Genomic DNA, 23,077 nt, shown 5'->3' on the forward strand with positions numbered 1-23,077 from the left:
GACCCCGGGGCCCGGCGCATCGGCTGGGCCGACACCCGGCGTTTCGATGGTCGTTCGTACACCCGTTCGATAAGATGAGGGCATGGCATCCTGGACCGAGTTCGCCGCCGACGAGCCCCAGCTCGCCGCCGCCATCCGTGGCCTCATCCAGCAGTACGGGCCGGGCATGGGCTACCTGGCGACCGTACGCGCCGACGGTGGCCCCCGCGTGCACCCGGTGTCCCCGGTGATCACCCCGGACGGGCTCTACTGCTTCATCGTCGACTCACCCAAGCGGCGCGACCTGGAACGCGACGGCCGCTACGCGCTGCACTCCTTCCCACCCGAGGACAGCGACGACGAGGCGTACGTGGCCGGCCGGGCGCGGCCGGTCACCGACCGCGCCCGGGTGGCCGAGCTGGCCGGTGAGCTGCGCGCGGCCCCGCACGTCGACTGGCGGCTGTTCGAGTTCACCGTCGACGTGGCGATGGTGGCCCGGCGGGACGGGGCCGGTCCGCCGGACGCCGACCTGCCCGGGCTGAGCGGCGCGGGCGCTCCGAGCGGCGTGCCCGGCGGCGGTCCGGCCGTGCAGGTGTGGCTCGATCCCGGCGCCGCGACCGCCGAACGCAGGAGTCCGCTGCTCTCGCTCTCCGCGTAGGAGGCACAGGCAAAACCGACGGCGCCGGCCCCGGGGAGGATCCGGGACCGGCGCCGGTTCATCGGCGGAAAGCCTAGGACGCTCGGTACGCGTTCCAGCCGTCCAGCATCCGGGCGGCCTGACCCGCCGTGAACTGGTACATGCAGGAGTCGTACGTGTAGTCCATGAAGTTGTGGATCGGGTCCACGCCCGCGGCGGAACAGGTGTCCCGGCCCGTCGGGCACTGGTAGGCGGCCGACCTCTCGGCCGGGGTGTCGGAGACCCGGTCACCCTGGCCGGAGCAACCACCCTGGAAGGTGTGGTAGAGGTTCAGCCAGTGGCCGACCTCGTGGGTCACGGTGTCACCCTCGTTGTAGTTGGTCGCCGTGCCGCCCGGCAGCGACTCGCTGAGCGCCACGACGCCGTCCTGGCTGCTCAGCGTCCTGGTCGGGAAGGTCGCCCAGCCCAGCAGGTTGTCGCTCAGCTCGCCGAGGTAGAGGTTCAGGGTCCCCTTGCCACCCGTACGCAGGCTGCTCTTCATCGACCGCTCCGCCGACGAGCCGTCCACGATCGGGTACCAGCTCGTGTTGGTCGTACGGTCGATGCTCTGCAACTGGAACGCGAAGGCCGTGGCCGCGCCGCCGGTCGAACCCGCGTACGCCTGGTTCAGCACGTTGATCTGCGACGTGATCATCGAGTCGGGGATGTTCCCGCCGGCGCGGGTGCTGTTCTCCTGGATGACGTGCACGACCACCGGAATGGTGACCGTGGCCAGCACCGAGGGGCCGAGCGCCTGGCCCCGGGACCGCTCGACGAGCGTCCTGCTGAGGTCCGCCTCCCGCCGGTCGACCTCGGCGGCGCTGAGCGAGTCCGGATCCTGCCGGGCGGTGGCCCCGGCGCGTACCTTGGCGTTGCTCGGAGCGTCCGCGGACTCGGAGCAGAGTCCGGACGTGCCGGCGAGCGCGACGGCAGGTGCCACGCCGACGCCGATGCCGGCGCTGCCGAGCACGAGGGCCAGTGAGGTGGTGGCGACGCCGGTAGATCGCCAGGTCGGCAGGTGGTGACGCAGTCCCATGGGCGTACCTCTTCTCCTGACGGCGCGACCGGGGGTGTGTCACGCCGGTGGTGAAACGTGCAGGAGACGTTACAAGGTATCGAGACATATGAGAATACTGATGTGTTGCGATTGCTGTTCGGGTTCATGTCCGAGTCGATCAAGGATGCCGACCAACCGGACACTCCGAGTGCCCGCCACGCGCCGGGCGGTACCCCGGTGCGCGCGGCGCACTCGACCGGGTAGAGTGGGTCCGCTTGCGGGTGTAGTTCAATGGCAGAACATCAGCTTCCCAAGCTGACAGTGCGGGTTCGATTCCCGTCACCCGCTCCACACACGGAAGCCCTGGTCAGGACCGACGTCCCGCCAGGGCTTCCGTGGTTCTAGGTCATGCTGAAACAGGGATGGGCCATTAACGGGCCATTAGCTCGCCTCGGCGGCCGGTCCGTCGCCCTCGGCAACCCGCTTGACCTTGCGCTTGCTCGGCTTGCGCCGGGCCGCCTTGACCGCCTTGTCGATCGCGTCGGCGATGCCCTGGTCGGCTTCCCGGTTGGCGTGCTGGTAGATCAGCGCGGCACGCGGGCTGTCGTGCCCCATCCGCGCCATGATGTCGCGCAGGCTCGCGCCCGGTGCCCGCGACGCGAGGGTGTTGCCGGTGTGCCGCAGGTCGTGGAAGTGCAGCCTGACCGCGCCGATGCGGGTCATCGCCAGGCCGAACGCGTACCTGTCGGCGACCAGGGAGAACTTGCGCCAGTCCGGCTTGCCGCCGCCGTCCAGGACAGTCAGCTTCACGTACGGGTCCAGCGCGGCGTACAGGGCCAGCGAGCGGGCGGCGAACGTCTTGCCCTGCCGGGGCTGGGCGCCGATCAGGATGCTGTTCCACATCAGGTCGACGCTCACCTTGTTGCCGCGCTCGTCCAGCCCGAACGGGGCTGGCTGCCAGATGTCGGTGGGCTTGCAGCGCAGCAGCGGCGTGCGGCCTGCGCCCTGGGCGAGCGGGTCGCGGTCGGCGACCCATAGCGTGTGCCGCCGGTGCGAGCTGGGGTCGCGGGTGATGAACACCTGCGACACCGCGACGTCCAGGCCCGAGGCGATCGCGCCGCGCGCCTTGACCGCATCGTCGAACGTCTTGCCGTACGGCAGGTCGATCGACACCTGCGAGCCGGTGCCCGAGGCGTCGCGGGCCATGGTCGAGCCGAACCCGACCTGTTGGTGCGCCTTGTCCGGGTGGCCGAGGCCGGCGGCGTAGTAGGCGCGCAGAGGCCATCCTGTCTGGCGTCGACCCGGGCGAGCCGAGCAGACCACCGCCCAACCCGCCAGCGTCCGTACGCACGTCAAGGCCGTCTTGACGTGGCGGGCAGGGCGGCGGCCCGCTCCACGGTGTGCGGGTCGACGGCAGACAGTGAGGATGGTGGGGGTGGGTCGCCGGGCTGGTCTGACTCACCGGCAGACCGACGGTTGCTGTCCTCATCCCGATTCGTCGGCCGGCCCGGTGGCCCCGGCAGCTGCATGTCACCGGTCAGGCGTCGTGACCTGATAGGAGCCTGTGCGAGAGGCGCCCATCACTGCTTTGTCCGTATGCCTGACCGGCGACGTGTCCACGGATCTCGACGCAGACGAGGAGGGCGGACTCCATCAGCATGGCAGCCAAGAAGCGATCTGTTATCGGTGGTGTGGACACCCACCGCGACACGCACCACGCCGCGATCATCGACAGCACCGGCGGGCTCCTGGACGACGCCGAGTTCCCCGCGACCACCGCCGGCTACGCGGATCTGCTGGCCTGGATGCGCTCCTTCGGACGGCTCACGGCCGTTGGGATCGAGGGGACTGGCAGCTACGGCGCCGGCCTGGCCCGATACCTGACCAGCAAGAAGGTCCCCGTCGTGGAGGTGGACCGGCCGGACCGCCGAGCCCGCCGCAACCAGGGCAAGTCCGACCCGATCGACGCCATCGCCGCAGCGAGGGCCACCCTCGCCGGCACCGCCATGGGCACCCCGAAGACTCGCACCGGACCGGTCGAGGCCATCCGCTCCCTGCGGGTCGCCCGTCGAGGAGCGGTCAAGGCCCGCACCGCCGCGATCAATCAGATGCGCGGTCTGGTCGCCGCCGCGCCCGAGGCTTTGCGAGCCCAGCTGACCAAGGTCAGCGTCGCCACGCTGGTCAGCCGCTGCGCCGCACTGGCCTACGACCCGGCCAGGCTCCACGAGCCGGAACACGCCACCGCCGCAGCCCTGGCCGGACTTGCCCGCCGAGTCACCGCCCTCACCGAGGAGATCGCCATCCTCGACCGGCAGGTGACACCCATCGTCGCGAAAGCGGCACCTCGCACCAGCGCCCTGTTCCGTGTCGGCCCCGAGGTCGCCGCTCAACTACTAACCACCGCTGGCGACAACGCCGACCGCCTGCACTCCGAAGCCGCCCTCGCCCACCTCTGCGGAGCAGCCCCCATCCCCGCAAGTTCAGGACGGGTGCGCCGCCACCGCCTGCACCGAGGAGGCGACCGCGGCGCCAACCCCGCCCTGCACACCATCGCGCTGTGCCGCATGCGCTACGACCAGCGAACACAGGCCTACGTCCACCGCCGCATCACCGAAGGCCTCAGCAAGCAAGAGATCCTTCGCTGTCTCAAGCGCTACATCGTCCGCGACGTCTACACCGCCCTGGCCGCAGACTTCGCCGCCCTGACCACTTGACCTCCCTCGGAACATCGGGGTGGTGGCTCTGCTCACTCGGCGATGACGACGGTGTATTCGACCGTGGCGCCGCTCTGTTCGCACACGTGCTTGCCGACCTCGACGAAGCCGAGCGACCGGGTCAGGCGCAGACTGCGCTCGTTCCACGACTGCGCCACCGCGCGCAGCCGGTGAACGCCGGCCGTGGACCGAAAGCGGTCCAACACAGCGGAGGCGAAGCGCACCCCGTTGCCCTGCCCGACCATGGCCGGATTCATGCCCACGCCCACGTCGAGCACGCCGTCCGCCGGTTTCAGGCCGGGCACCATCGCGCCTCAGTCCCCGAGCAGCAGAACCCGACTAGCGGACCGCCGTCGACACCCGCGACCGCAAGGTGGGCCACGTTGTCACTCATCAACCCGTCTTCCGGCCGCGAGTCGTAGATCCGCCACGGACCGTCATACCTCCACTGGGCGATCTGCCCCGCGTCCTCGGTCGTGAGCGGACGGACAAGAAGCTGCGCAGGCCATACCTCGGTCATCGGAGCATTCTCACCGATCCGGAGCTGCCCTGGGACGACGGTGCCAGCGCTCATCGACGCACCGTGATCGTTCCTTCGCGAAGAAGCAAGCTTCGCTGGTGAGACGGCCGCCAGCGAAGCTTGACATCCATAGGAGCATCGGGATGGCTGGGAGGTGGTGGACGGGCCAGGGCCTGCCTTTGCCTGCTCGTTAGCAGAGCGAACCGCCGAAGCAAGGAGGGTGACCCGTGATGTACGTCTCTATTCGATGTATGGCGATGGCTTGCTGATCGGTGAAAGTTCGTCCACAGGACTGCCCACAGGTCTACCCACAAGGGGCAAGCGTCTTGCTTGTTCTCAAGAGCTCGTGAAATGCGAGCAAATCACCACAAAGCAGTAATCGAACACGTGTCCTGCCGTGATTCATCTGAGTGCCTGTGGAAAACTGATCACAGTTTCTACATGTGCCTGTGGAAAACCTGCGGACCTACTACATGTTGGGTTGAGGTGGCTTGGCTCGCGTTCCGCGTGTCGCCCCTTGCTCCCTAGATCCCCGAGGCATAGCCTGATCCCCCAGAAGCACGAAAGACCTGGCGAGTGCCAGGTTGGGCACTCACCAGGTCTGCACTTCGGAAGAGTTCGGACTGTACCGGATGTCGCCTCCTGACGCGAGGGTGGCCTCTCTGAGTTTGCCCCGCTGCTCGGAGAGGAGGTGACGAAGTTGGCGAAGTCGAACCCGTTGAACCCGGGCAACCCCGCCCCGAAGTCCGGTCAGTACCGGCCGAGCAAGGGTGGTGCTGAAACCACGGTTCCTAAGGGGAAGACGCTTCCGCCCACCCCGAAGGGTGGACCGTGGAAGCTTGTCGACCCGTCGAAGAACAAGAGCGGCCGTGGCTGAGTTCTAGCCGCCCGGCATAGCTTCAAGCGGTCCATGCTGTCGCGTCACGGCATGGACCGCCTTCGTTGTTGGCCAATGCCGTGCACTCAGGGGGCATGGTGGAAGATCAGATCTTGGAGCCTGCGGGCACGACCTACAAGGACTGGCTCGGGTCGGCAGCCGCAGAGGACAGTTTCATCAAGGGGGCTGGCAACCTCTACAAGCTCGCCGGGCTCGATCACGACAAGTGGTCCATCCTGGCTATCGATGTGTATACGTTCAGTCACGGAGCGCCGTCCGATTGGCAGGTCTCCGTCTATGCGGTCGACCGGGCAAATGTCACTCCCGACAACTACGACGGGTTGAAGGCGCTGGAGGCCGAACAGGGATCGGTTCCGGTCACCGAGTTCAAGCTGGACAACGTCTCCTTGGAAGACGTAGTCCGCTGCATGAAGGTGATGCACGTGCAGCTTACGAGGCATAATTTCCGGCGGCTCAACATCGTTGACCGAGCGAACTTCCCGCCGCAGGACTAAACGTGGCAGAACCCGGCGTGCCCGTTGTAGCGGTCAACATGGGGCGTGGGCGGCGAAGTGACGCACTGGCGTGGGCGCGAGGCTGATGGGTCCCATTGACGAGGTTTACAGGCTCTTCGAAGTTGAGCGGGGTGCGCTGATCGATCCGGCCCGGAGATGAGGGCTCGCAGCCCTTGGGTGATCATCTGAGTGTCGAGTTCGGATGATCACAAGTAAAGAGCTGCGAGCATGGTCAACGATACGACCCGGCTGCTGGGCCTGGACGGCCTGGTGGTGGATCGGGTCGAGCTGCACCCGGATGGTTCCCCCATCGTCCACCTGTCCACCGGTAGCGAGCAGGCACAATGCTGCCCTCAGTGCGGTGTCCGGGCCGCCCGGGTCAAGGGCTGGGTGTTCACCTGGCCCCGGGATCTGCCGGTGGCCGGACGCACCACGCGGTTGCGGTGGCGTAAACGCCGCTGGTACTGCGATCAGCCCGGATGCCCGCGCACGTCGTTCACCGAACACGTGCCACAGATCCCGGCACGGGCACGGATCACCGTCCGGTTGCGGCAGGCGGCCGGCGCGGCGGTCGCCGACGGCAACCGAACGATCGTGCAGGCCGCCCGTGATCTGGGCATGTCCTGGCCAGTCGTCGCGGCCGCGTTCACCGCGCACACCGCAGCGGTGCTGCCGGCCGAGCCCGAACCGGTGAGCGTGCTGGGCATCGACGAGGTCCGCCGAGGCAAACCTCGCTGGATCTTCGACGAGGTCACCGCGTCGTGGACCACCACCGTCGACCGCTGGCACGTCGGCTTCTGCGATCTCGTCGGCGGGCAGGGTCTACTCGCCCAGGTCGAAGGCCGGACCAGCAAGGCGGTGACCGACTGGCTCACCCAACGCCCCGCCGCCTGGCGTCAACACGTCCAGGCCGTCGCGATCGACATGTGTACCGTGTTCAAGGCCGCCGTCCGCGAGGCGCTGCCGCACGCGACGCTGGTCGTGGACCACTTCCACGTCGTCCAGCTGGCCAACCGGGCCGTCACCGAGGTCCGCCGCCGCATGACAGTCACACACCGCGGCCGGCGCGGCCGGGCCACCGACCCGGAGTGGCAGCAACGCAACCGGCTGACCAGGTCAGCAGCCCGCATGCGCGCCGAGCACGTCGACCGGCTGGCCGACACCCTCAGCAACCTGCCGGCGAAGATCGGCGCACCGATCCTGACGGCCTGGAACGCCAAGGAAGACCTGCTCGACCTACTCGCACTCGCCCGCACCCACCCGAACCGGGAAACCACCGCCCGGCTGCTGCACCGCTTCTACACCCGCTGCGCCGACTCTGACCTGCCCGAACTCCACCGGCTCGCCACCACGATCGAGACCTGGTGGCCGGAAATCCTCGCGTTCCTGCACACCGGCATCACCAACGCCGGCTCCGAAGGAACCAACCGGGTCATCAAGACCGTCGCCCGCGACGCCTACGGATTCCGTAACCCCGAAAACCAGCGGCTACGCACCCGCGCCGCCACCACCCGCCGCCACCGCAGACACCTCAACCCCGCTTAACTTCGAAGAGCCGGTTTACAACCCTGCTGCTCACCGGTCCAGACAGGAGATCCAGGTACAGGACGAACGCATGGAAGCCGTTCCGTCGGCAGACGATCGTCTCCGGCGTGATTGATGCCTCCGGCGGCTGGATTGTTGACGATCGGTGCCGCAGTGGCGTGCCATGTTCATCGCGGTCGTCGCGGTAAGGGTGTGCCGCCGGTGCGACTACGCTGAACCGGCTTGAGGATCCCGGGGTGGGCGACATGACGCGTGAGATCTGTGAGGTCGTCATCACGGCCGACAACGCGGACTGGCTGGTGGAGTTCAGTCGCCGGCTCGTCGGTGACCGGCTCGCCGCGTGCGGGCAGCACATCGCGGCGATCCGGTCGGTCTACCGCTGGGACGGCGCGGTGCAGGACGAACCGGAGGCGCGGGTCGCGCTGCACACCCGGGTCGACCTGGTGTCGCGCATCGTGGAACGGGCCAACGACGAGCATCCGTACGACGTACCGTGCGTGCTCGCCCTGCCGGTCGTCGCGGCCAATCCCGCCTATGTGGACTGGGTGCTGGCCGAGACCGAGGGCACCTCGCCGGATCGGTGATCGCCGAGCCCGCCGGCCCGAAAATGGCACGCGGATCCCGGGCGCCGGTGCCAGGATCGGCAGGGTGATCAGTGCGTCCGGTTCGCGGATCGGGTGGGTGGACCTACCCGGGCACGTCCGGCGTGCCGTCGAGGACATTGTCGGGGCGCCGGTGGTCGAGGCGGTCACCCAGCCCGGCGGCTTCTCCCCGGGTACGGCCGACCGGGTGCGCACGGCCGACGGGCGGCGCGCGTTCGTCAAGGCGGTGAGCCCGGCGCAGAACCCGGACAGTCCGCGGATGTGCCGCCGGGAGATCCGGGTGACCGCGGCGCTGCCGGACGCCATACCGGCGCCGAGGCTGCTGGGCAGCCACGACGACGGTACGTGGGTGGCGATGGTGCTCGCCGACGTGCCGGGGCGGCATCCGGAGTTGCCGTGGCGGGCCGACGAGCTGGACCGGGTGTTGGCCACCCTCGACCTGCTGGCCAGGGTGGCCACCCCGGCGCCGGTGCCCGAGTTGCCGACCGCCGCCGACTCGCTTGCCGCCGACTTCGCGGGCTGGCGGCGGATCGCCGCGGACCCGCCGGCGGAACTGGACCCGTGGCTGGCGGAGCACCTGGGCGAGTTGACGGCGATGGCGGACCGTGGTTTGGCCGCGCTGACCGGTGAAACGCTTGTGCACCTGGACATTCGGGCCGACAACCTGCTGCTCGGCGCCGACGGGGCCGTCACCGTGGTCGACTGGCCGTGGGCGTGCCGGGGGCCGGCCTGGCTGGACCGGCTGCTGCTGTTGGTCAACGTGCGGCTGTACGGCGGCCACGATCCGCACGCGCTGCTGGCGCGCTGCGCCGCGGACACGGCCACCGATCCCGCCGACCTGCTGGCGGTGCTGGCCGGGTTCACCGCGTACTTCGCCGATGTGGCCCGTCGGCCGGATCCGCCCGGCCTGCCCACCGTCCGTGCCTTCCAACGGGCGCAGGGCGACGCGCTGCTGAGCTGGCTGCGCGAGGCGATGGCCGGCGCCGCTCGCGGCTGACCCGTCCGCCCGGCGCGCGGTGGCGGTACGGGGACGGCTCTGACACCGTGGGCGGATGACCCGGAGGGACTGGCTGGCCTGGCACGACGCGTACCGGGATCCGGACTCGGCGCTGTCGCACCGACTGCGGATCGTGCGGCGGCGGATCGCCGAGTGGCTCGATGAGCGGCCGGAGGACGAACTGCGGGTGGTCAGTGCCTGCGCGGGGCAGGGCCACGATCTCATCGGGGCGCTGTCGTCGCGCGCGGACGCGCGCCGGGTACGCGCCGTGCTGCTGGAGTACGACCCCCGGAACGTGGCGTTGGCACGGGCGTCGGCCGAGCGGGCCGGCCTGTCCGGGGTGACCGTGCACCGGGCCGACGCCGGGGAGCTGTCGTCGTACGCCGGCGCCGTGCCGGCGGACCTGGTGTTGATGGCCGGGGTGTTCGGCAACGTCACCGACGCTGACCTGCGGGGGACCGTCTTCGCGCTGCCCCGGTTGTGCTCGCCCGGCGGCACCGTTATCTGGACCCGGCACCGCGACGCACCGGACCGTACGCCGGAGATCCGCCGCTGGTTCGCCGAGGCCGGTTTCGCGGAGCGGGCGTTCGACGCGCCGCAGGACGCCCGGTTCTCGGTGGGGGTGCACCGGCTCACCGGTCCGGTGGTTCCGTTGGGTGGCGTCGGGCGACTGTTCAGCTTCGTCCGGTAGCGCTCGCCGGAACGCCCCGGGCGGCGGGGCTGGCTCCCGTACCCTGATGATCATGCGGGTTGGCATCGTGATCCTGCCGGACCGCCGCTGGGCGCAGGCGCGGCGGCGCTGGCAGCGCGCCGACGAGTGGGGGTTCGACAGCGCCTGGACGTACGACCACCTGGGCTGGCGTGACCTGGTCGACGGGCCGTGGTTCGACGCCGTGCCGACGCTGACGGCGGCGGCCGGGGTCACCTCGCGGATCCGGCTGGGCACGCTGGTTGCCTCGCCGAACTTCCGGCATCCGGTGTCCTTCGCCCGGCAGGTGACGGCGCTGGACGACGTGTCGGACGGCCGGCTCACGCTGGGCATCGGTGCCGGCGGCGCGGGCTTCGACGCGGAGGTGCTCGGCGCCGGGCCGCTGACGCCGCGGCGGCGGGTGGACCGGTTCGCCGAGTTCATCGACCTGCTCGACCGGGTGTTGCGGAGCGACGGGGTGACCTGGCGTGGCGAGTGGTTCGCGGCCGTGGACGCCCGCGGCAACCCCGGCTGCGTGCAGCGGCCCCGGGTGCCGTTCGTGGTGGCCGCGAACGGGCCGCGCGCCATGCGGCTCGCGGTCCGGTACGGCCAGGGCTGGGTGACCACCGGGGGTGGCGGGGACGATCTCGACTCGTGGTGGCGGTCGGTGGCCGACCTGGCGGGCCGGTTCGACGGGGAACTCGCGGCGGCCGGCCGGGACCCGGCGACGCTGGACCGGTATCTGTCGTTGGACGCCGCACCGGTGTATTCGCTGTCCAGCGTCGAGTGCTTCACCGACGCGGTGGGCCGGGCGGCCGGGCTCGGCTTCACCGACGTGGTGGCGCACTGGCCGCGCGAGTCGAGCTGGTACGCGGGGGACGAGGCGGTGCTGGAGCGGGTGGCCGCCGAGGTGCTGCCGATGCTGTCCGCGCCGGGCGGCACCAGGTAGCGGGGCATCTCCCGCGCTTGCTTCCTTGCGACCGATGCCGGGTCGGATGATCGGCTACACGTTCGGCGACAAATCCGAACATATCAGCATGATCAGGTTGACCTTCCAAGGGCTTCTCCGGCTACGTTCCGCCGGTTCTCGTCGTCGCAGGAAGGAACGCGGTCCGTGGTTGGCAGGCACTCGCGTACTGGATTTTTCCGGTCCCCGGTCGGGATCGTCAGCTCGGCGGCGGTCGGCGTGGCGCTGGCCGTCGGCGGCACGGTGGGCGCCGTTCACCTCGCCGCGCAGCCGGCCTCCGTCGCGGACGTCGCGGAGCCGGCGGCGACCACCTGGTCCCCGGAGGCGCTGCCGTCCACGGTGACGCCGAGTAGCAGCGCGCCCACGCCGAGCCCGTCGGCCGGCAGCGCGAGCCCGACGTCGAGCCGGGCGTCGCAGCCGGCGTCCCGGTCGAAGGCGCGCACGGCCAGCCCGACGCCGTCCGCCACCGCGCAGAAGTCGGCCACGCCGACGGTGGTGAGCAGCGGCACCTGCGGTGCCTCGTTCTACGACGAGGGGCAGATGACGGCCAACGGCGAGACGTTCGACCCGGACGCGCTCACCGCCGCGCACAAGACGCTGCCGTTCGACACCCGGGTCCGGGTGACGAACCCGGCGACGGGCAAGTCGGTCACGGTACGCATCAACGACCGCGGCCCGTACATCGACGGCCGCTGCCTCGACCTGTCCCGGGCCGCGTTCGCGGACATCGCCTCGCTGAGCCAGGGCGAGGTGACCGTGAAGTACGAGGTCCTCAAGTAGCGGCGATCCGGTCGTGTCCGACCCGGCGGAAGCCTCCGGCCGGGCAGAACCGGATCAGCCGACGGGGCAATCCCGTTCAGTCCGGGCGATTCATCAGGCATGCTGTTCGGCGTACACACGCATCCCGCGCGACCGTTCCGCCGGTCGCTCAGCCCTGGGTCCCGCGTCGGTCTCGGCGCGGCCCTCGTGCTGCTTGCCGTCATCTGCGCGATCGAGCTGATCGATCGGAGTACCACCAGCTATCTCGGTCTGGTCGTGGCGGTGCCGTTCCTGGCGGCCGCGTTCGCGGCCTGGCGGGTGGTGCTCGGGGTCGGGGTGCTGGCCACGGTCGCCGGCATGAGCTTCGCGCTCGCCGGGCGGATGCTCACCACCGACGTGGTGGTGAACGTGCTGGGCATCGCCCTGGCCACCGGGTTGGCCGCGGTCGTCTCGCTGGTACGCCAGCGGCAGGCCGAGCAGATCGACGAATTGTCCAAACTGGCCTCGGTGGCCCAGCAGGCGGTGCTCCGGCCGCTGGGACCGCAGGTGGGCGCGTTGGCCGTGGCGGGCCACTACATCTCCTCGACGGCCGCGGCCGACATCGGGGGCGACCTCTACGAGGCGCTGGACACCCCGTACGGCGTGCGCATGATCATCGGTGACGTCCGGGGGAAGGGGCTGGACGCCGTACGGCTGGCCAGCATCGTGCTGGGTTCGTACCGGCACGTGGCGTACGAGCGGGCGGACCTGCGGGCCGTGGTGGCCGACCTGGACCGGGCCGTGGCCCGCAGCGTGGGCGACGAGGACTTCGTGACGGCCGCCCTGGTGGAGGAGCGGGGCGGCACGCTGACGATCGTGAACTGTGGTCACCCGGCGCCGTTGCTGCTGCGCCGGGGGGCCGTGATCCCGTTGGAGCCGCCGGCGCCCGCACCGCCGTTGGGGTTCGTTCCGGCGGTCCAGCCCCGGGTGGAGCGGTTGGAACCCGGTGACCGGTTGCTCCTGTTCACCGATGGTCTGGGCGAGGCGCGCCGGGATGGCGAATTCTTCCCCACCGCCGACCGGGCCTGGCGGCTGCTGGGGCACGGCACGGTGGCCGACGGGTTGGCGTCGCTGGAGACGGCCCTCGTGGAGTGGGTACGCGGGCGGCTGGAGGACGACATCGCGCTGGTGCTCATGGAGTACGGCGGCACCGACCAGAGCAGTGCCACGGCCGTGCCGAGCTGGGAGGTCGGCGCCGCCGAGAACTGAGCGGCGACCGATTACTCCCGGTGTCCAGTAGACGACCGAGAGTCCTAATGTAACCGGCGTCACTGCACCGATCCGCTTGTCGCTGCCTACCGGTCGGTAATACAGTTCCAGTTACTGACCGGTAACACCTGTTCCCGAATCGGGGGGCCAGCGCGCATGACCCACTACAAGAGCAACCTGCGGGACATCGAGTTCAACCTGTTCGAGGTCTTCGGGGTGGATCGCACGTTCGGCTCCGAGCCGTACGCGGATCTGGACTCGGACACCGCCCGCAGCATCCTCGCCGAGGTGGATCGGCTGGCCCGGGAGGACCTGGCGGCCAGCTACACCGACAGCGACCGGAACCCGCCGGTGTTCGACGCCGCGACGCACAGCGCGCCGCTGCCCGAGTCGTTCAAGCGGTCGTTCCGGACCTTCATGGATTCCGAGTTCTGGCGCCTCGACCTGCCGGCCGAGCTGGGCGGCACCGGGGCGCCGCGGGCGCTGTGGTGGGGTCTCGGCGAGATGATCCTCGGCGCGAACGCCCCGATCTGGATGTACGCCTCCGGCCCGTCCTTCGCGCACGTGCTGCACGTGGAGGGCACGCCGGAGCAGCGGAAGTGGGCGAAGCTCTTCATCGACAGGCAGTGGGGCTCCACGATGGTGCTCACCGAGCCGGACGCCGGTTCGGACGTCGGCGCCGGCCGGACCCGGGCCATCCCGCAGCCGGACGGCTCCTGGCACATCGAGGGCGTGAAGCGGTTCATCACCTCCGGTGAGCACGACCTGAGCGACAACATCGTGCACTACGTGCTGGCCCGGCCGGTCGGCGTCGAGGGCGTCGGCGGTCCGGGCACCAAGGGCCTGTCGCTGTTCGTCGTGCCGAAGTACCACTTCGACGCCGAGACCGGCGAGCTGGGCGAGCGCAACGGCGTGTACGCCACGAACGTCGAGCACAAGATGGGTCTGAAGGTCTCCAACACCTGTGAGCTGACCTTCGGCGAGCACGGCACGCCGGCCCAGGGCTGGCTGCTGGGCGACAGGCACGACGGCATCCGGCAGATGTTCATGATCATCGAGTACGCGCGGATGATGGTCGGCACCAAGGCCATCGCCACGCTCTCCACCGGCTACCTGAACGCGCTGGAGTACGCCAGGAACCGGGTGCAGGGCGCCGACCTGACCCAGATGGCGGACAAGACCGCACCCCGGGTGGCGATCACCCGGCACCCGGACGTGCGCCGCTCGCTGATGATGCAGAAGTCGTACGCCGAGGGCCTGCGGGCGCTGGTCTGCTACACCGCGACCTGGCAGGACCGGATCAACGTGGCCGAGGCCTCCGGCGACGAGAAGACCGCCCGGCTGGCCAAGCGGGTGAACGACCTGCTGCTGCCCCTGGTCAAGGGCGTCGGTTCGGAGCGCGCCTACGAACTGCTCGGGCACGAGTCGTTGCAGACCTTCGGCGGGTCCGGTTTCCTCCAGGACTACCCCCTGGAGCAGTACGTCCGGGACGCGAAGATCGACACCCTGTACGAGGGTACGACCGCGATCCAGAGCCTCGACCTGTTCTTCCGGAAGATCGTGAAGGACGGCGGCAAGGCGCTGCTCACGGTGGCCGGCGAGATCCAGGCGTTCATCGAGTCCGAGGGCGGAAACGGCCAGCTCAAGGAGGAACGGCAGGCACTGGGCAAGGCGCTCGCCGAGGTGCAGACCATGGTGGGCACCATGACCACCTGGCTGGGCGAGGCCCAGGACGACCCGCGGGCGCTCTACAAGGTCGGCCTGACCAGCCGCCGGCTGCTGCTGGCCGTGGGCGACCTGGTGGTCGGCTGGCTGCTGCAGCGGCAGGCGCAGGTGGCGCTGGAGGCGCTCGGCGCCGAGGTGTCCGGTCGCGACAAGCCCTTCTACGAGGGCAAGGTCGCGGCGGCGCGGTTCTTCGCCCACGAGGTGCTGCCGCGCATCGGCGCCGACCGGCGGATCGTCGAGTCCACCTCGCTGGATCTGATGGACCTGTCCGACGACGCGTTCTGATTACCCTTTCTCCCGGATTCGTGGGGATTCCCCGCGATTCCGCGGATCCTCCGGGATTTTGGCAGGCCGGCGCGCGATTGCGCGCCGGCCTGCCGGCTAATCAGCCCCTGCGGGCAACCGCGGGTCCCGCTGCGGAATGACGAGCAGCCTCAGCAAGCAGTCACCGCGTACAGGGGAGTGCAGCGCAGATGGGTATCGGAAGCGGAATCCTCCTGATCGCGATCGGCGCGATTCTCACCTTTGCCGTACGGGCCAACGTCTGGTGGATCGACCTGCGCGCCGTCGGTTGGGTGTCCATGCTGGCCGGCATCGCCGTCCTGCTGATCACCCTGTCCTACTGGCACACCCGCCGGCAGCGCGCCCGCACCCTGATCGTCGAGGAGAACCGGCTGTCGCATCCGACCGCCATGATGCCGCCGCCGCCGGATCCGCCGCCGCCGAACGCCCCACCGAGCTGAGCCGGCGGAAGGGTCCCCGGTGTGGGGACCCTTCCGTTGTTCAGCCCCGGGCGGTGTGCCACCGTTCGAGCGGTGCCCCACCGGGGGCGAGTTCCGGCCAGTTTCCGTCGAACCGGTGCACGGCGATTCCGCAGGTCCGCAGGCCGTCCGGATCGGCGTGGATCGGGTCGAGCAGTTCGGACAGTTCCGACACGGCCGGGTTGTGCCCGACCAGGAGCACGGTGGACACCGCCTCGCCGGCCTGCCGTACCAGGTCGAGCAGGTCGCCGGCCTGGCCGCCGTACACCTGCTCCTCGTAGCGGACGACCGGCCCGAGGCCCGGCACGGCCGGCGGATCGAGCGGTCGGCGCCCGGACGTGCCGGCGTCGCCCGTGTGCTCGCCCGGATGCGGCGCCGTCATGCCCAGGGCGACGTCCTGCCAGGTCTGCCGGGTCCGCTTGGCGGGCGAGCAGATGACCTCCTGCGGCCGGTAACCACTGTGTTCCAGCCACGCCCCCGCGGCGGCCGCGTCGGCGTGGCCACCGGCGGTCAGCGCCCGCTCGTCGTCGGCCACCCGGCCCGGTCGATCCGCCTTGGCGTGCCGCAGCAGCACGATCGTGCGTGTGGTCATGCGTTCAGCTTGCCCGATTGGCGATCGAAGCGGATGGGTAACCCGTTCCATGCCGCGACCTCGCGAGTGGCGGCGGCCGGTGCCAGCCGGTCAGCTGGGTGCCAAGGAGGGCGACAAGTGGGCATTGGTGGAAGCATCTTCCTCATCGCTCTGGGGGCGATCCTCACGTTCGCGGTGGACGCCGATCTGGGCTTCATCAACATCCACGTGGTTGGTTGGGTGCTGATGCTTGCGGGGGTGGTGGGCCTGATCCTCACCCTGTGGTTCTGGCAGAGCCGCCGCCGGACGGTGGTCCGGGACACTCCGGTGGTCCGGGAAACCCCGGCGGTGCCGGGTCAGGACACCCGCGTCGAGGAGTACCGCGAGGTCCGGCGGCCATCGCCGCCGCCGGTCTGACCGGTACCCGCGCCGTCCCGTGCCGGTGGGCCAGACCTGGCCCGCCGGCACGGCCGTACGCTCCGGGTCCGCAGGACGCGGCCGGACGGCGGGTGTACGCCCCGGCCGGCGCGGATCTCAGGCGAAGATCGCGAAGTAGATCGCGATGTGGTGGCAGATCGCCGCCACCAGGGTGCAGGCGTGGAAGAACTCGTGGTGACCGAAGACGGTGGGCCACGGGTTCGGCCGGCGCAGCGCGTAGAACACCGCGCCGACGCTGTAGACGAGCCCACCCACGAGCATCAGCACCAGCGCCGTCACCCCGCCGTTGCGCAGGATGTCCGGCAGGACGGCCACCGCCACCCAGCCCAGGGCGATGTAGAGCGGCGCGGAGACCCAGCGCGGCGCGTGCGGCCAGACGAGCTTGACCGCCACCCCGGCCAGCGCGCCGGTCCAGACCAACGACAGCAGCACCGTCGCGGCGTGCTCACCCAGCAGGAGCAGGCAGAACGGCGTGTACGTCCCGGCGATGAAGATGAAGATCATCGAGTGATCGAGCCGGCGCATGACCTGGAAGCCCCGCTCCGACCACACCCGACGGTGGTAGAGCGCGCTGGTGCCGAACAGGCCGCAGACCGTGAGGCTGTAGATCGCGCAGCTCACCAGCGCGGTCCAGCCCGGCCGGGCGGCGGCCAGGGAACAGAGCACGATGCCGCAGGCGATCGCCACGAAGAAGGCGTACGTGTGCAGCCAGCCGCGCAGCCGCGGCTTGCCGATGTCGACCGGCTTCATCCGGAACGGGGCTGACGTGGTCACGCCCATAGGTTACGACACCGTAAGTTACCTACGGGTAGTGCATTGCGTCACGCCGTACCCCCGACCGGGGCTTACCGGCCGGCCCGCGCGGCCGGGGCGACTACCGTGCGAAGGCATGGACCTGAACGCGGATCTCGGCGAAGGCTTCGGCACCTGGCGGCTCGGCGACGACGACGCCCTGCTGGACACCATCACCTCGGCCAACGTCGCCTGCGGCTTCCACGCCGGCGACGCGCCCACCATGCGGCGCGTCTGCGCGGCCGCCGCGGACCGCAACGTCGCGGTGGGCGCGCAGGTCGGCTACCGCGACCTCGCCGGCTTCGGCCGGCGCCGGATCGAGTACGCCTACGACGAGCTGCGCGACGAGATCGTCTACCAGATCGGGGCGCTGGCGGCGTTCTGCCGGCTGGCCGGCACCACCCTGCGGTACGTGAAGCCGCACGGGGCGCTCTACAACACCGCGGCCGTCGAGGAGTGCCAGGCCGCCGCCGTGGTGGCGGCCGTCGGCGAGTACGACAGCACGCTGCCCATCCTCTGCCAGCCCGGCACGGTGCTCGCCCAACTGGCCACCGGCGCCGGACTGCGCGCGGTGGCCGAGGGCTTCGCCGACCGCGGGTACCGGCCGGACGGCACCCTGGTGCCGCGCACCGCCCCGGACGCACTTGTCACCGGCGCGTCCGAGGTGGTCGAACGGGCCGTGCGGATGGCCCGGGACGGCGTGGTCACCGCGCGGGACGGCTCCCAGGTGCCCGCGGCCGTGCAGTCGATCTGCGTACACGGGGACACTCCGGGCGCCGTCGACCTGGCCCGGCGGATCCGATCCGCGCTCACCGAGGCCGGCCTGCCGCTCCGCCCGTTCACCGGCTGAGCGCGGTCAGTCCAGGCCGCGCAGCACGAGCGGCAGTCGGGTCGGGCCGACCGCGACCACCCGCACCGGCACGCCCCAGTCCTGGCGGCTCAGGTGGCAGGCCGCGTGCTCGGCCTCCGCGTCGCAGGTCGCGGCCTGCGCCACCACCTGCAACACCCCGGACGGTACGTCCGGATTCACCACCAGTTGCCGGGACAGCTCGGTGCCGGTGCCGGCGCCATCGAGCAGCAACTCGGGCGGCGAGGCCGAGACCACCAGCCGGGTCGACGGGCCGAACGAGGTGTCCAGCTTCTGGCCCGGAGCCGGCGTGAAGACCACGTCCAGGGTCACCGCACCGGCCGCCACCTCGGTCGGCGGGCGTTCGGCCCGATGCCGCGAGCCCTGCACGCGCGCTCCGGCCGCGGCCAGCGCGCCGGGCGCCAGCCCGGTCAACCGGTGCGCGGCCGACTCCACCACGAGCACGCCACCGTCCGGCGTGGGCAGCACGTCGCTCGGCTCGGCCAGCCCGGAGGCCACCGTCGAGACCAGGCCGGTGGCCGGGTCGTAGCGGCGCACCGCGCCGTTGTACGTGTCGGCCACCAGCACCGAGCCGTCCGGCAGCGCGGCCACCCCCAGCGGGTGCTGGAGCAGCGCGCCCTCGGCCGGGCCGTCCACGTGCCCGAAGTCGAACAGGCCCTGCCCGACGGCGGTGTGCAGCACGCCGTCCGCGACGTACCGCAGCGCGCTGGTCTCGCTGTCCGCGATCCACAGCCGGCTCCCGTCGGTCGCCGTGGACAGCCCGGACGGCTGCGCCAGCCAGACATCCGGCAGCGGCCCGTCGCGCAGCGCCTCCACCGTCGTGCCCGCGAAGACGCCGGTGGTCCGCCGTACCGGATCGAACCACCACAACTGGTGGATGCCGGCCATCGCCACGATCACCCGGCCGTCGTACCAGGCCAGGTCCCACGGCGAGGAGAGGTCGATCGACAGCGCGTCGTGCGCGTGGTCGTCGACCGTGGAGCGCCACTGCCGGCCGGTGCCGGCGACCGTGCTGACCTCGCCGGTCGCCAGACGCACCCCGCGGAGCAGGTGGTTCACGGTGTCCGCGACCACCACGTCGTAGCCGGCGATCTCGGCGGCGTGCGGCGGCAGCAGCACCATGCCCTGCGGTTCGGCGAAGCTTGCGGCGGCCGGGTCGCCGTCGGCCCGGCCCCGCTGGCCCGACCCGATCCGCCGCACCGCCGTCTCACCGTCGGCGGCCAACTCCACCAGCGAGTGCCGGGCCGAGTCCGAGACCAGCAGGGAGCCGCCGGGCAGCGCCACGGCCTTGCCCGGGAAGCGCAGCGCCGTGGTCGGCTCCGCCGGGGGCACGTACGGGCCGTCGCCGCGCCGCAGCGTGCCCCGGGCCTCGTGGGTCGCGACCAAGTCGTCCACCAGCCGGGTCAGCCCCTCGACGTGCCCCTCCCCGGCCATCGTGGCCACCACGTAGCCCTCCGGGTCGATCACCGACAGCGTGGGCCACGCCTTCGCCGCGTACTGCTGCCAGGTGATCAGCTCCGAGTCGTCCAGCACCGGGTGCGCCACGCCGTACCGCTCGACCGCCGCCGCCAGCGCGGCCGGATCCTTCTCGTGCTCGAACTTCGGGGAGTGGACGCCGATCACCACGAGCACGTCGCCGTACTTCTCCTCCAACGGCCGCAGCTCGTCCAGGACGTGCAGGCAGTTGATGCAGCAGAAGGTCCAGAAGTCCAGGATCGTGATGCGGCCCTTGAGGTCGGCCAGCTTCAACTCCTGGCCACCGGTGTTCAGCCAGGCACGACCGCGGAGTTCGGGTGCGCGGACCCGTGGCGTTGTGCTCATGCCAGCAAGCCTGCCATGCCGGCGGTGAGCCGGTCGCGGCCTGGTCGGGTCGGTGCGGCGAACCCGTCCGGCGCGTCGGTTGACCCGGCGCGCCGGACGATCATGATTCGGCTAGCTGGCGGCCGGTTCGAGGCAGAGCACCTGCTCGCTGCCGTCGGACTCCTTCACCACCAGGTGCGGCTGGTTCGCGTCCGGGCACTGCTCGGTGCTCGCCTGCTTGGCCGTCACCTTGTACGAGCCGGCCTCCCCGCAGGTGGCCTTGGCCGGCGCCGAACCGGCCTGCTTTACGCAGTCGCCGACCGCCGGGTTGTAGGTGTCCTTCCCGCCGCCGCTGAACAGCCACACCGCACCGAGCGGGATGACCAGCAGCAGGACCGCCGCGGCGAGCACGGCGGCGAGCACCCGGCCGTTGCGGACCTGCGGCGGCGGAGCCGGCGGCTCCTCCTTGGCCGCCTCGGCCGGTTCCTCGGGCTTGAACGAGTTGAAGCGCTGCTGGTCCGGGTCGTCCTCGGTGGTCGAGCCGGGGACGCCGGGCCGGGCGCCGTACACGCCGGGCGCGCCGTGCGGCGCGCCACCGGGCGGACCGCCGACGCCGCCACCGGGGCCCGCGTTCGGGCCGGCGCCAGGGCCGGAACCGGGACCGGGGAAGCGCGCCGGAGCCGGCCCGGCGAAGGCGGCGTTCGGGCCGCCGCCGTTGTTCGGGCCGCCGTTGTTCGGGCCGAAGCCCGGTCCGGCCGGCGGGCCGGCCCCGAAGCCGCGGGCGGGGTCGGGGCCGAAGCCCGGCCGGGCGTCCCCGCCGGGACCCCGGCCCGCGGCGTCCGGCGGGGCGCCGAAGGCGGCACCGTTCATCGGATCGTTGCGCTGCTCACCCCGGTCGCGGGGACCGCCGGAGAACGACGGGTCGTCCGGGAAGGCCGGCCCCACGCTGGTCTGGTCGGGCTGCCGGCGCGGCTCCTGCTCGCCGGGCCGGGGTCCGAAGGGCTGGTTGCCCGGCCGGCCGCCGGGCCCCGACTCGTACCCGGCCGGGGAGCCGGGCGCGGAACCGGGCGGAACGGCCGCGGGGGACCCGGGCGGGAAGGCCACCGGAGAACCGGGCGGGACGGCGGCGGGAGACCCGGGCGGGAAGGCCACCGGCGATCCCGGCGCAACGGCGGCCGGCGACCCCGGCGGGAAGCCACCCGGGCCGTCGGGCTCGTACGCCGCCGGCGGAGCGTTGCGGCGCTGGCCGTCCCGCTCGCCGTCGACGAGGTCGCCGAAGGGCGCCGCGCCGCCGAACCGGCCGGCCGGCGCCTCGTGCGGGGACCGCTCGTCCGCGTGGTCGTCCGGGGACCGGCCGCCGTACGTCGCCGGCCGGCCGTAGACGCCGGGCGTGCGCTGTTCGGGGGGCCGGCCTGGGCGGCGTCCTCGTCGGGCTCCGCTTCGGCCGGCGCCGGCCGGCCGTAGACCCGGGGCTGCGGCGTCGGTCGGTCGGTCGGTCGCATGGCGTAGTCGGTCGGAGGCATGACCCGGCTGGCCAGCGGAACCGAGGCGCTGGCCGTGACCGGGGCCGAGTCGTCGCCGGCCGCGTCCTGCGAACCGCCGGACCGTTGCTGGGGCACCTGCGCACCGGCGCCGGACCCGGCCGGCATCCGCTGCTCGGCCTCGGCGTACGGGTCGTCCATCCGGGACCGCGCCGGACCGGACGCCTCGTCGGGCGACCCGGTCTGCCACGGGGCCGGCGCCGGCTCGTCGTCGTGCGCGGCCGCCAGGGCGGCCCCGGGCACCCGCATCACCTGGGGCGGCAGGGGTACCGCGTTGCCCGGGGAGATGCCCGGACCGGGACCCGGCTGGTACGCCGGCGGCTGCTCGCCGCGACCTGCGCCGCCGCCGGACTCGTCGGCGCCGGCCGGCCGTGGCCGCGGTTCGTTCCCGGCCGCGAAGGCCGGCCAGGGCTGGTTGCGGGCCGCAGCGGGCAGCTCGCCGGAGTCCTGGCTCATCGCGCCGAACGCCATCGAGTCGCCGTTGTCCGGCTGGTAGACCTCCTCGGACCGGCGGTCCCGCCCGCGCCGGGGCAACCCGCCGTCGGCGGCCGGGGGCATGGGGTCGTAGCCGGCGTCGGCGGGCGGGGGCGGCGCACCGTAGCCGGCGTCCGCGTCCCGCGCGGGCGGCACCTCGGGAGCGGCGGGCTGGGCCGTACCCCAGGAGGTGCCGGGGCTCCACGGGGCCGGCGAGTCGGCCCGCGCGGCCGGCGGCGGAATGTCCGCGGTGGACCAGCGGGGACGTCCGGCCGGCGGCTCGTCGTGCTCGGCATCCGGCGCACCCTGGTCGCCCATCTCCGGCGGCCAGTCGGCGGCGCTCGCGGGGCCGAGGGCGCCCGGCGGAGCCCAGGCGGTCGCCGGGGCGGCCGGGGCGGACCACTCGTCCGGCTGGTCGGCCGGCTGGGTGGCCCAGCCGGACGGCGACGGCGACGGCGACGGCGACCAGGCGGCCGGGTTGCCGCCCGCCGGGTCCTGCTCCGGGCCGCGGTCGTCGGCGGACTCCGCCGTCCGCCATCCGCCGCCCGACTCGCCGCTGTCCTCCTGTACGCCCCACCGGCCGGCGCCGGGCGGGGCCCAGCCCGCGCCGGACTCCGGCTGGTTGCGTTCGTCGAATGGGGACGCCGGTTGGCGCCCGTACGTGGTGCCGTGGCCACCGTGCGGCGCGGGTCCAGCGGCGCCTTGTGCAGCCTCCTCCGGCTCGTGGCCGGGTCGCTGCGGGCCCTCGGACGTCATGCGCGCGCCTCCTTCGCGTCTCGGCCGGACGGTGCCGATGGCTGGCCGCCGGCCGCTGACTCCTCTTCCCGCACCGTAGTCGGTCCGCTGACGTTCTGCGCCGGGCGGTGCGGGGCTACCGGCGCGGGGCACCCGGCGTATCCGGAACGTCACCGGTCCCCGCGCGGGCGCGCCCGTGTCGGCCGTGCCCAACCGTACCGGGCGGTCCGTCGGCGCGGAATCCCGGTCCGGTGCGGTCGAGGGCGACCCGTACGCGGGTGGTTACCG

22 protein-coding genes and 1 tRNA gene are annotated in these 23,077 nt (G+C 71.8%); 15 read left to right on the forward strand and 8 right to left on the reverse strand.

Annotation, left to right across the window (positions count from 1 at the left end; translation table 11 throughout):
- Positions 1-82: 82 nt before the first annotated feature.
- Entirely contained in the window at positions 83-637 is a 555-nt protein-coding gene (locus CIK06_RS00535; RefSeq protein WP_095563152.1) for a pyridoxamine 5'-phosphate oxidase family protein, read from the forward strand.
- Positions 638-710: 73 nt separating this feature from the next.
- Here the strand turns inward: CIK06_RS00535 and CIK06_RS00540 are convergent, their stop codons facing one another.
- The gene (locus CIK06_RS00540) at positions 711-1,691 is read right to left on the reverse strand and encodes a zinc metalloprotease (RefSeq protein ID WP_095563153.1); all 981 of its coding nucleotides are present in this window, start codon (positions 1,689-1,691) and stop codon (positions 711-713) included.
- Positions 1,692-1,929: 238 nt separating this feature from the next.
- On the opposite strand from CIK06_RS00540, the gene CIK06_RS00545 reads away from it, so the two are divergent.
- A tRNA-Gly gene (locus CIK06_RS00545) sits at positions 1,930-2,003 on the forward strand.
- A gap of 90 nt (positions 2,004-2,093) precedes the next feature.
- Here the strand turns inward: CIK06_RS00545 and CIK06_RS30415 are convergent.
- Entirely contained in the window at positions 2,094-3,008 is a 915-nt protein-coding gene (locus tag CIK06_RS30415; protein ID WP_232533934.1) for a hypothetical protein, read from the reverse strand.
- A 302-nt stretch (positions 3,009-3,310) separates the two neighbouring features.
- On the opposite strand from CIK06_RS30415, the gene CIK06_RS00560 reads away from it, so the two are divergent.
- Complete coding sequence (locus CIK06_RS00560) at positions 3,311-4,366, forward strand: IS110 family transposase (protein WP_095563154.1); 1,056 nt, start codon at positions 3,311-3,313, stop codon at positions 4,364-4,366.
- A gap of 32 nt (positions 4,367-4,398) precedes the next feature.
- On the opposite strand, the gene CIK06_RS00565 is transcribed toward CIK06_RS00560, so the two are convergent.
- Positions 4,399-4,674 (reverse strand): GNAT family N-acetyltransferase, encoded by a 276-nt coding sequence (locus CIK06_RS00565; protein ID WP_095563155.1) that lies wholly within the window; start codon positions 4,672-4,674, stop codon positions 4,399-4,401.
- 1,184 nt (positions 4,675-5,858) lie between these two features.
- Here CIK06_RS00565 and CIK06_RS00580 point away from each other — a divergent pair.
- The 10 genes from CIK06_RS00580 (at position 5,859) to CIK06_RS00625 (ending at position 15,552) form a co-directional block, all read left to right on the forward strand.
- Positions 5,859-6,278 carry a hypothetical protein gene (locus CIK06_RS00580; RefSeq protein ID WP_095563158.1) on the forward strand — a complete coding sequence of 140 codons (420 nt, stop codon included), beginning with the start codon at positions 5,859-5,861 and terminating at the stop codon, positions 6,276-6,278.
- Between the two features lie 228 nt (positions 6,279-6,506).
- Positions 6,507-7,823: an ISL3 family transposase gene (locus tag CIK06_RS00585; RefSeq protein ID WP_095563159.1), complete on the forward strand. Its 1,317-nt coding sequence runs from the start codon at positions 6,507-6,509 to the stop codon at positions 7,821-7,823.
- A 245-nt stretch (positions 7,824-8,068) separates the two neighbouring features.
- Positions 8,069-8,407 carry a divalent-cation tolerance protein CutA gene (gene cutA, locus CIK06_RS00590; RefSeq protein WP_095567456.1) on the forward strand — a complete coding sequence of 113 codons (339 nt, stop codon included), beginning with the start codon at positions 8,069-8,071 and terminating at the stop codon, positions 8,405-8,407.
- Between the two features lie 64 nt (positions 8,408-8,471).
- Complete coding sequence (locus tag CIK06_RS00595; protein ID WP_198348057.1) at positions 8,472-9,422, forward strand: phosphotransferase; 951 nt, start codon at positions 8,472-8,474, stop codon at positions 9,420-9,422.
- A gap of 55 nt (positions 9,423-9,477) precedes the next feature.
- A complete protein-coding gene (locus CIK06_RS00600) occupies positions 9,478-10,113 on the forward strand; it encodes a class I SAM-dependent methyltransferase (RefSeq protein WP_095563161.1) in 636 nt (211 codons plus the stop codon).
- Between the two features lie 46 nt (positions 10,114-10,159).
- A complete protein-coding gene (locus tag CIK06_RS00605) occupies positions 10,160-11,059 on the forward strand; it encodes an LLM class flavin-dependent oxidoreductase (RefSeq protein ID WP_095563162.1) in 900 nt (299 codons plus the stop codon).
- Between the two features lie 165 nt (positions 11,060-11,224).
- A complete protein-coding gene (locus CIK06_RS00610) occupies positions 11,225-11,857 on the forward strand; it encodes a septal ring lytic transglycosylase RlpA family protein (RefSeq protein ID WP_095563163.1) in 633 nt (210 codons plus the stop codon).
- A gap of 99 nt (positions 11,858-11,956) precedes the next feature.
- Positions 11,957-13,084, forward strand: a complete 1,128-nt coding sequence (locus CIK06_RS00615) for a PP2C family protein-serine/threonine phosphatase (protein WP_095563164.1) — start codon at positions 11,957-11,959, stop codon at positions 13,082-13,084.
- Positions 13,085-13,240: 156 nt separating this feature from the next.
- The gene (locus tag CIK06_RS00620) at positions 13,241-15,094 is read left to right on the forward strand and encodes an acyl-CoA dehydrogenase (protein WP_095563165.1); all 1,854 of its coding nucleotides are present in this window, start codon (positions 13,241-13,243) and stop codon (positions 15,092-15,094) included.
- A 188-nt stretch (positions 15,095-15,282) separates the two neighbouring features.
- Entirely contained in the window at positions 15,283-15,552 is a 270-nt protein-coding gene (locus tag CIK06_RS00625; protein WP_095563166.1) for a DUF6458 family protein, read from the forward strand.
- A gap of 40 nt (positions 15,553-15,592) precedes the next feature.
- On the opposite strand, the gene CIK06_RS00630 is transcribed toward CIK06_RS00625, so the two are convergent.
- On the reverse strand, positions 15,593-16,162 hold the full coding sequence (locus tag CIK06_RS00630) for a histidine phosphatase family protein (RefSeq protein ID WP_095563167.1): 570 nt from the start codon (positions 16,160-16,162) through the stop codon (positions 15,593-15,595).
- A 117-nt stretch (positions 16,163-16,279) separates the two neighbouring features.
- On the opposite strand from CIK06_RS00630, the gene CIK06_RS00635 reads away from it, so the two are divergent.
- On the forward strand, positions 16,280-16,558 hold the full coding sequence (locus CIK06_RS00635; protein ID WP_095563168.1) for a DUF6458 family protein: 279 nt from the start codon (positions 16,280-16,282) through the stop codon (positions 16,556-16,558).
- Positions 16,559-16,675: 117 nt separating this feature from the next.
- On the opposite strand, the gene CIK06_RS00640 is transcribed toward CIK06_RS00635, so the two are convergent.
- Positions 16,676-17,353 carry a hemolysin III family protein gene (locus CIK06_RS00640; protein ID WP_095567457.1) on the reverse strand — a complete coding sequence of 226 codons (678 nt, stop codon included), beginning with the start codon at positions 17,351-17,353 and terminating at the stop codon, positions 16,676-16,678.
- A 115-nt stretch (positions 17,354-17,468) separates the two neighbouring features.
- Here CIK06_RS00640 and CIK06_RS00645 point away from each other — a divergent pair, with 115 nt between their 5' ends.
- Positions 17,469-18,221: a LamB/YcsF family protein gene (locus CIK06_RS00645; protein WP_095563169.1), complete on the forward strand. Its 753-nt coding sequence runs from the start codon at positions 17,469-17,471 to the stop codon at positions 18,219-18,221.
- 6 nt (positions 18,222-18,227) lie between these two features.
- Here CIK06_RS00645 and CIK06_RS00650 read toward each other — a convergent pair whose 3' ends face one another.
- From CIK06_RS00650 to CIK06_RS29025, 3 genes are all read right to left on the reverse strand, one after another.
- The gene (locus CIK06_RS00650; RefSeq protein ID WP_095563170.1) at positions 18,228-20,060 is read right to left on the reverse strand and encodes an NHL domain-containing thioredoxin family protein; all 1,833 of its coding nucleotides are present in this window, start codon (positions 20,058-20,060) and stop codon (positions 18,228-18,230) included.
- A gap of 111 nt (positions 20,061-20,171) precedes the next feature.
- Entirely contained in the window at positions 20,172-20,909 is a 738-nt protein-coding gene (locus CIK06_RS29020) for a hypothetical protein (RefSeq protein ID WP_198348058.1), read from the reverse strand.
- Complete coding sequence (locus CIK06_RS29025; protein ID WP_157756553.1) at positions 20,906-22,810, reverse strand: hypothetical protein; 1,905 nt, start codon at positions 22,808-22,810, stop codon at positions 20,906-20,908. The genes CIK06_RS29020 and CIK06_RS29025 overlap by 4 nt, the downstream gene beginning before the upstream one ends.
- Positions 22,811-23,077: the final 267 nt, after the last annotated feature.

This window comes from Plantactinospora sp. KBS50 (assembly GCF_002285795.1).
Taxonomy (GTDB): Bacteria; Actinomycetota; Actinomycetes; order Mycobacteriales; family Micromonosporaceae; genus KBS50.